Below are 12893 nucleotides of genomic sequence, written 5' to 3'. Positions count from 1 at the left end.
AAATCATCAGCGAAACACCGTTTCGACAGCGGCGTGCGGTTGCCGTCGTAAAACGCAACGTCGGGTCCTTGCGGCATAGACTCAAGCCATGGCCATCATTGCTGACAATAAAGACTGGACATGGATCCTCTCCAAGCCGTGCCCCGAGTGCGGATTCAATGCGCAGGAGGTCACACCGGCCTCCGTGGCAACCACAATTCCGGCTCTGCTGCCCCGCTGGCAGGCGGCCCTCAAGGGCCCCAACGTTGAGGAACGGCCCAATTCGGCCACCTGGTCCGTACTGGAATACAGTGCCCACGTCAGGGACGTGTTTGAAGTTTTCACCACCCGCCTGGAGCTCATGCTCAGCCAGGACAACCCCAGCTTTGCCAATTGGGACCAAGACCAGGCGGCGGTTGAGGGCGGCTACTCCCAGCTGGATCCCGATGAGGTGTCAGCAGACCTGGTGCAAAACGGCCTTGACGCTGCGTCCGCGTTTGGCGCCGTCCCGCTAGAGGCCTGGCAGCGGCGCGGCCTGCGCAGCAATGGTTCGGTCTTCACCGTGGTGACGCTCTCGGGCTATTTCCTCCACGACGTGATCCACCACCTTCACGACATCAACGCCTGAACCGTCTGGGGTTCTCGGTGTCCACGCGATGCTGAAACGCGCCAGGCCAGGCCGCGGGGATTTCGTCCGTCGTTTACGCCGCCGTGTCCACCCGTTCAACAAGTCCCCGTACGGTCGCTGGCATGTCAACCACACTTTCACGCCGCTCCATTCTTGCCGGCGGGCTCGCTGGTGCCGGGGCTGCCGCGGCCGCACCCATGCTGCTGTCCCAGCCTGCACGCGCAGCCGCACCTGCGACCCCGGCGTCCGGCTCCGGGCGCGTGTTCACACTCGCCGTCATCCCGGACACCCAGTACTTGTTCGACGGCGAGTCGCTCCACCCCGAACCGCTCACCGAGACCATGAAGCACCTCGCCACCATCAAGGACCTCGCCTTCGTCGCCCACCTCGGCGATGTGGTGCAGAACGGGCTCGCACAGGAGATCGCGGCCGCGAAGAAGCCCTTTGACATTCTCGCCAAGAAGAAGATCCCGTTCTCCGTGGTGGCAGGCAACCACGATCTTCCGAACTCAAATACGGACGACCAACGGGGTCCAACCCCGTTCCTGGACACCTTTGCACAGCTCACGTCCCGCCAGCGCATTGCCCGGGACGCCGGCGGATACAACTCCGCCTACACCTTTGACGGGGCAGGGACGCGGTTCCTGCTGCTGGCCCTGGACTGGCGCCTGTCTGCGGCCGGGATTGTCTGGGCTCGTTCCGTGCTCGAAGCGAATGCCCAGCTGCCCACCATCATCACCGTCCACGATGCCATCAGCGCAGACAGCGGAACGGGGGTTCTCAGCAGCCACGGCAAGCTCGTTTGGGACAACCTCATCAAGGACCACAAGCAGGTCTTCCTCAGCATAAACGGCCACTTCTGGCCCTCCGGGCGCCTGATCCAGAACAATGTGTCAGGTCAGCCGGTGGAACTCCACCTCGCGAACTACCAGCAGCTTTACTACGGCGGTGCGGCCGCGGTGCGGCTCTACCGCTTCGACCTTGACCGGGGCGTGGTGGATGTTTCCACCGAGGTGCCGCACATTGGAGCTGGCGGCCTCAACGAACTTGAGAGCGAGGAACTGCAGCTCACAGCCGAAACCGACCGCTTCTCCTTCGCCCTGCCACCGGCCCTGAAGCCGCATGTCCAGCGGGAGCCCCGTCCGGCCTCCGCGCTGGTCATCCCCGGCACTGAGGCCTACTGGCGGTTCGAGGGATCCGGGTCCCTGGCCACGGGCCGGCAGATCGACGACGCATCGGGCCGCGGGAACACGCTCGTCGTGGCCGGGCCATCAACGGTTCCGCTGGCCTTCGCCAAGGACTGCCACCCGGCACAGCCGGCCGGATCGTCGTTGGAGTTCTCCGGAACCAAGGACACCGGCGCCTACCTGCTCACGGTTGACACGGCCCCCATCAACAAGGCCGCATTTGAGAGCGGCTACACCTTCGAGGCGTTCTTCAAGTTTCCGGAGCCGTTCACCGGAGACTCTGCCTGGAGCGCCATCATCTCTCGCTGGATCTCTGCCAAGGCAGCCGGCCGGGTCAACGGTGAGGTCGAGGAACCCGCCGCAACACTGTCCATCAGCGGCGGGCCCGAGCTGCAGTGGTGCGTCTACCCGACCAACTTGGACCGCTCGGTGACGAACTGGGGACACGAACTCCGAACTTCCCGCTGGTGGCATGTGGCAGTCGTCAACGACGGCCGCCTCACCACCATGTACGTCGACGGATGCGCCGTGGTCCGCAATCCCTCCACCGTCAATAGAGGCCTGGCCGGGTCACAGTCCGGCGCCCCATGGGCCGTTGGCGTCTACTCGTGGGCGGGCCAGCTGGACAAGACCTGGATCGGGACAATCGGCGACATCCGGATCGTCTCGCGCGCGCTCGCCCCGCGCGAGTTCATGATCGGCTGATGTCTGACCGCCGGGGCACTAGGCACGCGCCGCCTGGGCCGCCGCCTCCCCCGCACCCAGGCGCAGGTGGGTGTCGGCGCCTTGGGCAAGTTCGTCGTCGTGCGTCACCAGCACCACCGCGGCACCTGCCAAGGCATCCCGCAGCTCACGCACCAGCTCCCCGGCCTCGTCCTGGCCCAGGTGGGCGGTGGGTTCATCCAGGAGAACGACGTCGGCCCCGGCCACCAGCGTTCGGGCCACCGACACCCGGGTCCGCTGTCCGCCGGAGAGGTGATGCCCGCCAGGTCCCACACGCGTGTCAAGGCCCAGCGGTAACGACGCGAACCAGGGTCCCAGACCCACGGTGCCCAGCGCCTGGGACAGTTCGGCATCCGAGGGGGTGCTGGCGGCGGGCTTGGCCAGGGCAAGGTTGGCGCGCAAGGTGGAATTGAACAGGTAGGCGTCCTGCGGGCACCAGGCAATGCGCGCCAGGGTGGCAGCCGTTGCGGGGTCTCCATTGAGCGTGTAACGCCCGGCCTCCGGACGCAGGAAGCCCAAAAGCACGGCCAGCAGCGTTGACTTTCCGGAGCCCGACGGCCCGCTCACACTCCACCATTGGCCCCGCTGGACCCCGCCACTGACTTGGGCAAACACCGGCTCCTGCGCCTGCGGGTAGCGCGCAGCAATGGCTTCAACTGACACTGTGGTGACGCGGGCGGCTGCCGCTGAACTGGCTGCCGCCTGGATTTCCTCCGCCTCCGCAACCACTGTGGGCGGCACATCAAGCAGCGGCAGTGTCCTGCGCATCAGTGTGGCCAGGGCAGGCAGCGCCGAGACGGCCTCGATGAATTGAGAGAACGGCTCCGACAAGGCGAGCATGAGCAGGGCCGCCACGGCTGCGGCGCGCGGATCAACCCCGGCGCCAATGGCCGCAATGGTGACGGCCACGGCAGCCACGGCCGTCAACACCGACACAGCGCTTTGACCAAAGCCGTCGGCCCAGGCCAGCCGGCGCAAAGGTTTGGCCACCTGAGCATCCTCGGCCACGAAACGCGCGGTTTGGACGCCGCCAACACCATTGGCAGCGAGCTGATCAGCAGCAGCCAGCAAGGTGGTGACGCGCCCTGCCAGCCAAACCCGGTGGACCGCTGCCGCCGCAGAAGCCTTGCGCTGGGCCGCCAAAACCAGGACGGGCAGGACCACAAGGCTCAGAATACCCACCACGACCACCAGGCCCGCCACTTCCGGGACCAGCAAGTACACGGAGAGCAACACGGCACCGTAGGACAGGATGGCTGCCGGGATGGGCACCACTGCCCGGGGCACTGCGTCACGCAGTTCGTCCACATCCGCCACCAGGGTTCCCAAGGCACCCCCCGTTCGGGTCAGTTTGCCCCAATGAAGCACCGAGGACCCCAGTGAATCCCAGAGCTTGAGCCGGAGTTCGCTGGCCCAACGGAAGACGGCGTCGTGCACCAGAAGCCGTTCGCTGTACCGCAACACGGAGCGGCCAATGCCAAAGGTCCGCACTCCCACGATCAACGTCAACAAGTAGAGCATGGGAGGCCGCTCGGCCGCCCACACAATCAGCCAACCGGAAATTCCTGACAGCGCTGCGGCGCAGAGCATTGCCAGCACGGCCACCAACACGCCGGCGGCAAAGCGCGGAGAACGCAGGGGAAGGTGCCGCAGATGGCGCCATTTGAGTGGCGGCAGCTCGTGAGGTTGCGATGCGGTGGATCCCCGCATGTCGGCGTCAACCTGGCCAGCTGGCTCCGCAGTGCCCAGCGGATCCACAAGGGCATTTCGGCCGTCGCTTGCAGCCGTGTCAATCCTCTGGATGCAGCCCAGCATGCCTGCCAGCAGCTGATCGTGGGTGGCCGCAACCACTGCCACGGAGCCCTCCAGCGCCGCGAGTGCCTGGCGCACGGCAGCAGCGGATGCACGATCAAGGTGTGCAGTTGGTTCATCAAAGAGTGCAAGCTCCACGCCGGGATCTGCACCAATACGGGCCAGGGCTCGAGCCACAGCCACGCGACGAAGCTCGCCGGGGCTGCAATCCGCAACTGTTCGATGGGCCAAATGGGCTGCGTTGACAGTCGCCAGTGCACTCATGAGTGCAGACTCATCCACCTCGATCGCCGCAGGCCCGCCAGCGTAGAGGGCAAGTTCGGCCAACACGGTGTCTTCGGTGAAGACGGGGTGTTGTGAGACAAAAACCATGGCCTCGGGGGCAGGCACATGCAGGGAACCGGTTGTCTCTGCCGCGCCGTCGCCCGAGCTGGGCAGGACACCTGCAAGGGCGGCCAAAACGGTCGACTTGCCCGTGCCGCTGGCTGTGCTGAGAACAAGTGCCTCACCGGGAGCCAGGGAAGCCGTGAAATCCTGCACGGCCGCGGCACTCCGGCCCGGATAGCGGACAGTGAGGTGGCGCGTCCACATCACGGCGTTTTGAGGCTTGTCGTTGCTGGCAGCAGGAGCGGTCTGGCCAGCCTCCTCCAGCGCGGCGGCGGCGGGCGGATCCTGCAGCGCTTCGGATCCGTGCTCGAGAATTTCCGTGACGCGGCGCAGGGCTTCCACACCGTCCTCGCTGCCGTGGTGGGCAGCGCCCAGGTCACGCAGCGGGCGGTAGCATTCCGGCGCCAGCATCAACGCCAGTAGACCTGCTTCCAGGGGCATGCCCCCGTAGACCAGCCGGACGCCGATGAACACGGCCACCACGGCCACCGAGATGGTGCTGATAAGTTCCAGGGCCATGGACGAGAGGAATGCCGTGCGCAAGGTGGCCATCGTTGATGTGCGGTATGCCTCGCAAACGTTGGCCAACGCTTTGCGTTGGGCCCTTGCCCGGCGCAGGCCAACGAGCACTGGCAGTCCGCGGGCAAGCTCCAGCAAATGGTTGGAGAGCCTGTCCAAACCGCTGGCAGCCAGCTCCACCCGCTCCTGGGTGTGGAAGCCAATCAGGATCATGAAGACCGGCACCAAGGGAACTGTCAGCACCACAATCAAGGCGCTGACCCAGTCGGAGATCAGTATCTGCACCCCAACCATCACTGGCAGGACGGCACAGGTGACAAGTGCCGGCAGGTAGGCGCTGAAGTAGTTGTCCAGGCCGTCCAAGCCACGGCTGGCCAGCATGCCCTCGGCACCCACGCTGCCGCCGCTCCGGCCTGCCCGGGGGCTCAACCTGTGGGCCACCAATTTCGCCCGCAGTTCTTCCTTGGTGCCCAGGGCGGCGCGGCGGGCCAGGATCTGCTGACCCCAGACGGATGCGCCCAAGAATCCCGCCCCCAAGCCACCTTGGACCAGCAGTTTTACTGTATCCAGTGGTGCTCCGGCGGCCCACTGCCCCAGTGCATGGGCCAAGGCGCCCATCAGGAGAACCAGGGCCACAGCCTTGATGGCTGCCAGAGCGGCAAGTCCGGCCAGTGCCAGTCGGGTTGATTTTCCGGCAGGGAGTACGGGGCGGGGACTCATATTAGGCCTTACCGCCCATGGCTTCTACCTTTTCTTTGGCGCCAACAGCAGCGGCAAAGTCCACCGGTGCAGGCAGGCTGTCTACGCTGATGCGCTGGCGGAACACCCAATACGTCCACGCCTGGTAAGCGAGCACCAGAGGCACACCCACGGCTGCCACAATGGACATCAAACCCAGGGTGTAGCTGGAGGATGACGCGTTTTCCACCGTCAAGTTCCACAACGGATCCAGGGTGGATGGCAGCACCACGGGGTAGACAGCGCTGAAGATGGCTGCCGCACCGCTCAAGAGGAATACCCCCATGGCCAGGAAGCTCCAGCCTTCGCGGTCTGACCGGTTGGCCAGCCAGGATGTCACGGCGGCAACCACGGCAACCGCAATGAGAATCCAGCTGAACCACTTGCCGTGCTGCAGGGCAACCAGAATGGCCCAGAGCGCCAGGGGCAACAGGCCCACAGGCATCCAACGCCCCACCAGACGGCGGGCACGGTGGCGGATGTCGCCGTCGGTCTTCAAGGCAACGAACGCGGCTGCATGAATCAAGGCAAAGCCAACCACGGCCAGGCCACCCAGCACTGCGTACCAGCTGAACCATGCAAAGGGGCCGCCCACCCTGTCGCCATTGGCGTTCAGCGGCAGTCCCGTGGTGGTCAGCGCCAGCATGGCACCAATGCCGAAGGCGGCAACAAGGGAGCCCAGGGCGATGGCCCAGTCCCAGACTTTGCGCCAGGTGTCAGAATGCACCTTGCCACGGTATTCAAAGGCCACGGCACGGAAAATCAACGCCAGCAGCACAAAGACCAGGGGAAGGTAGAGGGCGGAGAAGAGCGATGCATACCAGAACGGGAACGCCGCAAAGGTGGCGCCGCCGGCCGTCAGCAGCCACACTTCGTTGCCATCCCACACAGGTCCCACGGTGTTCAGCAGCACCCGGCGTTCCTTCTCGCCGCGGGCGAAAGTCTTCATGAGCATGCCAACGCCCAAGTCGAATCCTTCAAGGAAGAGGTAGCCGACCCAGAGCACGGCAATCAGTATGAACCATAAAGTAGGCAGAAAATCCATCATTAGTCCTTCGGCTCCAGCAGCTCGAGGTGGGCAATCTCATGGTCATGTGGGTGGGGCACGTTAGTAGGCAAACGCAAGGACATCGTCGTCTCCCTCCCCTCCGGGGCTGGTGCCGCCGTCGTCCTTCCTGGGCTGGGTCTGATCCAGCTCCGGCATGGCGGAGACCACCCCGCCCCGGACGTACTTGGTCAGCAGCTTCACTTCCACCACCAACAACACCGCATAAACGGATGTCAGGGCCACCAGGGAGAAGATCATCTCCCCTGCGGACACGCCGGGCGAAACGGCCGAGGCCGTGAACATGAAGACTTGGTCAATGCCGCTCATGGCAGGGTTGGGGGCCACCACAAAGGGTTGGCGGCCCATTTCGGTGAAGATCCAGCCTGCCGCGTTGGCACCAAAGGGTGCCAGGATGCCTATCAGGGCCAGGCGCATGAGGCCCTTGGAGCGCGGTACGGTGCCCTTGCGGGTGAGCCACAGCGCCACGCCGGCGGCCATCGCGGCCAGCCCGCCGAAGCCGATCATCATCCGGAAGCCCCAGTAGGTGACAGCCATGATGGGCACGTAGTTGATTTCCTGCCCCGCCCGTGAACCGTACATGGGGTCATCGGAGAGGTGGGTGCCGAAGCGTTCCTGATACTCGGGCACCAGGGTGTTCACTCCCCTGACCTCCGTGGTGAAGTCGCCGCTCGCCAAGAAGGAGAGCAGTCCGGGGATTTCCATGACTGCGACGACGTCGGAACAGTCCCGGCTGCCGACGTCGCCAATGGAGAGGATGGAGAAGCCGGTACCGTCGTGGCAGGCGGCCTCGGCAGCTGCCATTTTCATGGGCTGCTGTTCAAACATCAGCTTTGCCTGAACGTCACCGGAAATGGTTGTTCCGGCGAAGGCGATCATGGCAACCACTGCACCAATGCGCAGCGACTTGATCCAGACCGCGTGGTCCTTCTTGTCGCGGCCCGGGATGGTGGCCGACTCCCCCACAATGACCTTGCCTGTGGCGTCAACGGTGTCGATGCCGTCCTTGCGCCGGCGCCACAGCTGGTACCAGGCGATGCCCAGCAGAAAGCCGCCGGCTACTGCCAGTGCACCTGTGATGGTGTGGAAGAACGCCACGATGGCTGTGTTGTTGGTGAAGACCGCCCAGGCATCCACCATTTGGGGGCGCCCGTTGATCATTTCAACGCCCACGGGGTGCTGCATCCAGGAGTTGGCCACCAGGATGAAGTACGCCGAGACAATGGAACCGGCCACCGCAATCCACAAACAGGCGAGGTGCACCTTGGCGGGCAACTTCTTCCAGCCAAAAATCCACAGACCCAGGAAGGTTGATTCCACAAAGAAAGCCAGCAGGGCTTCCATGGCCAGCGGGGCACCGAAGACGTCGCCCACAAAGCGGCTGTATTCGCTCCAGGCCATGCCGAATTGGAACTCTTGAACAATGCCTGTGGCCACACCCATGATGAAGTTGATCAGGAACAGCTTGCCCCAGAACTTGGTCATGCGCAGATATTCTTCTTTGCCGGTTTGGTGCCAGCGCGTCTGTAAGATCGCCACCAGCGTGCCAAGCCCGATGGTGAGCGGCACCATCAAGAAGTGATAGACCGTCACAATCCCAAATTGCCACCGGGCTATGTCCAGAGCGTCCACTAACTTCCCCTCATCCGTGAAATTGCAGAACCACATCTAATTTCTACAACATGTAGAACTACTAGTTCTACCCTGTGTAGAACTTTGCTGTCAAAACCTGTAGAGTTGTGACGTGGCTAGATGTTTTTTGTGCCACACCATTGGGACGATGTGACTTAAGGAAGTAAATGGCAACACTTGGAGACCTCGAAAGGGCCGTCATGGACCTCTTGTGGGAGCATCAGGAAGCCATCACGGCCAACATCCTGCGTGACCTTCTCTCACAGCGCCCCTCAGGGGATGACGGAGCAACGGAATCCCGTCCCTTGGCAGTGACAACTGTCTTAACAGTTCTGTCCCGGTTGGAGAAAAAGGGCCTGGTGGAGCGCGAACGTGCCTCACGTCCGCACCGCTACCGCGCCGTGACCAGCAGGGCTGATCACACCGCCGAGCTGATGCTTGAAGTTTTGGGTTCAGCCACTGACCGTGAAGCTGTTCTGGCACGCTTCATTGGAACCGTCAGCGACGGCGAAGCCGAAACTCTGCGCAAGCTCTTGGGCCGCTAGTAACCGCTCTCACAAGAGTGGTTACTAGCGTTTTAACCACCGCGCAGACACTGTAGGTTATTAAGCATGTACTGGACCTCTTGGTTCCTTGCCGCCTTGGCTGTGGTCTTGGCTTGGCCGGTTCCCGTTTTCCTGGCCCGCGCAACCTGGCCCGCGCGCGCGCCTTTTGCTGCCATGGTGCTGTGGCAGTCCATTGCCCTTGCCGGTGGCTTGTCCATGATCGGCGCCATGCTCTGTTACGGCCTGGTCCCCTTGGGCAACAACCTTGCCAGCGGCCTGCGGGGTTTGGTCCGGATCTTTCTGGGCACGGAATCACTGGACACCTTGGGCCTGATCCACGCCTTTGCCCTGAGCGCAGCGGCATTGCTTTCGGCACATTTGGTCTTCACATTGTGGCTGACATACTTCCGCATCCAACAGCAACGCCGCCGGCACCGGGACTTGCTGAACATCCTCAGCTCACCCTCAAACGACCGCCCCGGCACAGTGGTCATCAACCATCAGGCGCCCGTTGCCTACTGTCTTCCCGGCGGGTCACGCTCGGTCACCGTCCTCTCCGACGGCCTCCTTGAGCTGCTCTCCCCCGAGGAACTGCGAGCCGTGCTGTTGCACGAACAAACGCATCTGACCCAGCACCACCACCTGCTGCTCTGGGCCTTCGCCGCGTGGCGCTCCGCACTGCCATGGCTGCCCACCTCCAAGCTTGCCCAGCGGGCCGTCTCGTCGCTGATAGAAATTATGGCCGACGACGTGGCCTTGCGTTCGGTGAGCAAGTCCACCTTGGTCACCGCCATCGCCTTGGTGGCCAGTGGTTCAGCACAACTTCCGGCCGCGGCCCTGGTGCAGGACAGTTCAGCCCAGATTGACACTCCCGCCACCACCTCGGCCCGCCTCAGCAGGCTGCTGACTCCCGCGCCGAGTCTGGGCGCGGGCCTGCAGGCCCTCATCGTTGTGGGTGCGCTGTTGTTGCTGGCCGTCCCTACAGCCTTGCTGGTGGTGCCGGGGATCCTGCCGCAGTAGGCGCCCCAGCGGCTACGCGTCGATGCGGCCCTGGTCCAGGTACTCACTGCCGGCCACGATGAATTCCTTGCGGGGTGCCACTTCCGAGCCCATGAGCAGTTCAAAGGTGTGCTCAGCCCTGTCGGCATCGGCACTGGTGACACGGCGCAGCATTCTGTGCCGCGGATCCATGGTGGTTTCAGCCAGCTGTTCGGCATCCATTTCGCCCAAGCCCTTGTAGCGCTGGATCGGGATCTTGTACTTCTTGTTGGTCTTCTCCAGCTTGGCCAGAACTGTGTGCAGTTCCTTCTCCGAGTAAGTGTAAATCATCTCGTTGGCCTTGGCGCCGGCGTTGATGACCTCCACCCGGTGCAGCGGAGGAACGGCCGCATAGACGTTTCCGGCGTCGATCATGGGGCGCATATAGCGGAAGAACAGGGTCAGCAGAAGCGTGCGGATGTGGGCGCCGTCCACGTCGGCGTCCGTCATCAAAATGACCTTGCCATAGCGGGCAGCCGAGACGTCAAAGCTCCTGCCCGAACCGGCACCGACCACCTGGATCAGTGCCGCACATTCGGCGTTGGCCAGCATGTCCCCCACTGATGCTTTTTGGACGTTCAGGATCTTGCCGCGGATGGGCAGCAACGCCTGAAAGTCCGAGGAGCGGGCAAGTTTTGCCGTGCCCAGCGCGCTGTCACCTTCAACAATGAAAAGTTCCGTCTTGGCAACATCATTGCTGCGGCAATCGGCCAGCTTGGTGGGCAGGGACGAGGACTCCAGCGCGGTCTTGCGACGCTGGGTTTCCTTGTGCACCCGGGCGGAGATGCGTGACTTCATCTCCGAAACAACCTTTTCCAGCAACGTGGCGGCCTGGATCTTTTCCCCGCGTGCGGTGGAGTTGAGCTTTTCCTTCAACTCATTTTCAACCACACGTGCCACAATGTTCTTCACTGCCGGGGTGCCCAAGATTTCCTTGGTTTGCCCCTCAAATTGCGGCTCAGCCAAACGTACTGTCAAAACAGCCGTAAGCCCGGCCATGACATCGTCCTTCTCAACTTTGTCATTGCCGGCCTTGAGCTTGCGGGCATTGGTCTCAATGACCTTGCGGAAGGTTTTCAGCAGTGCCTGCTCAAAGCCTTCCTGGTGCCGGCCGCCCTTGGGCGTGGCAATGATATTGACGAAACTGCGCATGGTGGTGTCATAGCCGACACCCCAGCGCAGGGCAATGTCCACCTCGCAGTCGCGCTCCACGGCGGTACTTTCCAACCGGCCCTCGGCGTTAAGCACCGGGACTGTTTCGGTAAAGGTGCCGTGGCCCTGCAGGCGCCAAATGTCTGTGACACCTCCACCCACGGCGAGGAAATCCACAAACTCGGAGATTCCGCCGTCGTGGTGGAAAACTTCCTCATGCGTGGCAAATTCTCCGGGCGTTCCCGGAACCCGGCGCTCATCAACAACCCTGAGGCGCAGCCCCGGCACCAGGAAGGATGTTTGGCGGGCACGGGAAACCAATTCCTCGTAGGAGAACCTGGCGTCCTTGGTGAAGATTTGGGGGTCGGCCCAATACCTGATGCGGGTCCCTGTCACACCACGCTTGGTGGTGCCCACAATATCCAGCCCAGACTTTTCCACGAAGGGCTCAAAAGGAACATCGGGACTGAGCGACTTGCCAACATCCTTGAAGTGTCCCGGCTCGCCGCGGCGGAAACTCATTTGATAGGTCTTCCCGCCTCGGTCAACCTGGGCGTCCATGCGCGCCGACAGGGCGTTGACCACACTGGCACCCACACCGTGCAGGCCACCGGACGCCGCATAGGAGCTGCCGCCGAACTTGCCACCGGCGTGCAGTTTGGTCAGAACCACTTCAACGCCGCTGAGCCCAGTTTTTGGTTCCACATCCACGGGGATGCCACGGCCGTCGTCGTGCACCTCCACCGAGCTGTCCTTGTGCAGAATGACGGTAATGTGCTGACCATAGCCGGCCAGGGCCTCGTCCACCGAGTTGTCAATGATTTCCCACAGGCAGTGCATCAAACCCCGTGAGTCCGTGGATCCAATGTACATTCCGGGGCGCTTGCGCACTGCTTCCAATCCCTCCAGGACGGAGAGATGGCGGGCGCTGTAATCGGAACTTTGGCGTGCCACTGTGGACATACTCCTTTGGGGACTGCGAGGGACTGCGGAAAGGCGGCAAAATGCCTGATGCGCAAAAAAGCGCTTGTTCAAGTTTAACCGCTTCCGGGCACTCCCGCTGGCAGGCTGGCCGCCCAGTGGGGGCTACGCGGTTAGCGAAAGTGGAACCATCCAAGGATGGATCCGCTCCGAATAATGGTTATATAGGTATCAAGATCTATGAAGGAGGCCATCATGACTACCACCGCCATCGCCAGCCACGAGCTGAGCACCCTTGACCGCTGCGACCGTTGCGGCGCACAGGCATATGTACGCGTAGTGTTGGAGTCCTCCGGCGGCGAGCTGCTCTTCTGCGGCCACCACGCCCGCGCGGTTGAAGCCACGTTGAAGCCGTTGTCATCCCAGTGGCACGACGAAACCGGCCGCCTGCACGAAAAGGCACCTGTCGCGGACGACTAAGACTCGATCAATGCTTGCAAGATAAGGAAAGGCCCCGGACATTGTTCGGGGCCTTTCTTTCTGCCCTTAAACAACTGACCCGCAGA

9 protein-coding genes are annotated in these 12893 nt (G+C 63.0%); 5 read left to right on the top strand and 4 right to left on the bottom strand.

Going from position 1 to position 12893, the window contains the following annotated elements; all coding sequences use genetic code 11:
- The first annotated feature begins 88 nt into the window (after positions 1-88).
- Together CVS28_RS15390 and CVS28_RS15385 are read left to right on the top strand one after the other, a co-directional pair.
- The gene (locus CVS28_RS15390; protein WP_103465992.1) at positions 89-607 is read left to right on the top strand and encodes a methyltransferase type 12; all 519 of its coding nucleotides are present in this window, start codon (positions 89-91) and stop codon (positions 605-607) included.
- Between the two features lie 122 nt (positions 608-729).
- A complete protein-coding gene (locus CVS28_RS15385; RefSeq protein ID WP_103482067.1) occupies positions 730-2499 on the top strand; it encodes a LamG-like jellyroll fold domain-containing protein in 1770 nt (589 codons plus the stop codon).
- An 18-nt stretch (positions 2500-2517) separates the two neighbouring features.
- On the opposite strand, the gene cydC is transcribed toward CVS28_RS15385, so the two are convergent.
- From cydC to CVS28_RS15370, 3 genes are all read right to left on the bottom strand, one after another.
- The gene (cydC, locus tag CVS28_RS15380; RefSeq protein ID WP_103482066.1) at positions 2518-5955 is read right to left on the bottom strand and encodes a thiol reductant ABC exporter subunit CydC; all 3438 of its coding nucleotides are present in this window, start codon (positions 5953-5955) and stop codon (positions 2518-2520) included.
- Between the two features lies 1 nt (position 5956).
- Positions 5957-7018, bottom strand: coding sequence for a cytochrome d ubiquinol oxidase subunit II (gene cydB, locus CVS28_RS15375; RefSeq protein WP_103482113.1), 1062 nt, complete (start codon positions 7016-7018; stop codon positions 5957-5959).
- A gap of 63 nt (positions 7019-7081) precedes the next feature.
- Entirely contained in the window at positions 7082-8671 is a 1590-nt protein-coding gene (locus tag CVS28_RS15370) for a cytochrome ubiquinol oxidase subunit I (RefSeq protein ID WP_103466035.1), read from the bottom strand.
- Between the two features lie 167 nt (positions 8672-8838).
- Between CVS28_RS15370 and CVS28_RS15365 the strand changes: the two genes are divergently transcribed.
- Both CVS28_RS15365 and CVS28_RS15360 read left to right on the top strand, forming a co-directional pair.
- The gene (locus CVS28_RS15365; RefSeq protein WP_103465996.1) at positions 8839-9216 is read left to right on the top strand and encodes a BlaI/MecI/CopY family transcriptional regulator; all 378 of its coding nucleotides are present in this window, start codon (positions 8839-8841) and stop codon (positions 9214-9216) included.
- Between the two features lie 66 nt (positions 9217-9282).
- Positions 9283-10236 (top strand): M56 family metallopeptidase, encoded by a 954-nt coding sequence (locus CVS28_RS15360; RefSeq protein WP_103482065.1) that lies wholly within the window; start codon positions 9283-9285, stop codon positions 10234-10236.
- Between the two features lie 12 nt (positions 10237-10248).
- Here the strand turns inward: CVS28_RS15360 and CVS28_RS15355 are convergent, their stop codons facing one another.
- Complete coding sequence (locus CVS28_RS15355) at positions 10249-12369, bottom strand: DNA gyrase/topoisomerase IV subunit B (protein ID WP_103465998.1); 2121 nt, start codon at positions 12367-12369, stop codon at positions 10249-10251.
- A gap of 213 nt (positions 12370-12582) precedes the next feature.
- On the opposite strand from CVS28_RS15355, the gene CVS28_RS15350 reads away from it, so the two are divergent.
- Positions 12583-12807, top strand: coding sequence for a DUF7455 domain-containing protein (locus CVS28_RS15350; RefSeq protein WP_103465999.1), 225 nt, complete (start codon positions 12583-12585; stop codon positions 12805-12807).
- Positions 12808-12893: the final 86 nt, after the last annotated feature.

The organism is Arthrobacter glacialis (assembly GCF_002909415.1).
Taxonomy (GTDB): domain Bacteria; phylum Actinomycetota; class Actinomycetes; order Actinomycetales; family Micrococcaceae; genus Specibacter; species Specibacter glacialis.
Note: the sequence above shows the minus strand (reverse complement) of the source record. Positions and strands in the feature narration are given on the sequence as shown.

Bases quoted from the DNA above. Each gene is read 5' to 3' on its own strand.
- CVS28_RS15365 (WP_103465996.1), top strand. From the start codon at position 8,839: ATGGCAACACTTGGAGACCTCGAAAGGGCCGTCATGGACCTCTTGTGG.
- CVS28_RS15360 (WP_103482065.1), top strand. From the start codon at position 9,283: ATGTACTGGACCTCTTGGTTCCTTGCCGCCTTGGCTGTGGTCTTGGCT.
- CVS28_RS15385 (WP_103482067.1), top strand. From the start codon at position 730: ATGTCAACCACACTTTCACGCCGCTCCATTCTTGCCGGCGGGCTCGCT.
- CVS28_RS15350 (WP_103465999.1), top strand. From the start codon at position 12,583: ATGACTACCACCGCCATCGCCAGCCACGAGCTGAGCACCCTTGACCGC.
- CVS28_RS15355 (WP_103465998.1), bottom strand. From the start codon at position 12,369: ATGTCCACAGTGGCACGCCAAAGTTCCGATTACAGCGCCCGCCATCTC.
- cydC (WP_103482066.1), bottom strand. From the start codon at position 5,955: ATGAGTCCCCGCCCCGTACTCCCTGCCGGAAAATCAACCCGACTGGCA.
- cydB (WP_103482113.1), bottom strand. From the start codon at position 7,018: ATGGATTTTCTGCCTACTTTATGGTTCATACTGATTGCCGTGCTCTGG.
- CVS28_RS15390 (WP_103465992.1), top strand. From the start codon at position 89: ATGGCCATCATTGCTGACAATAAAGACTGGACATGGATCCTCTCCAAG.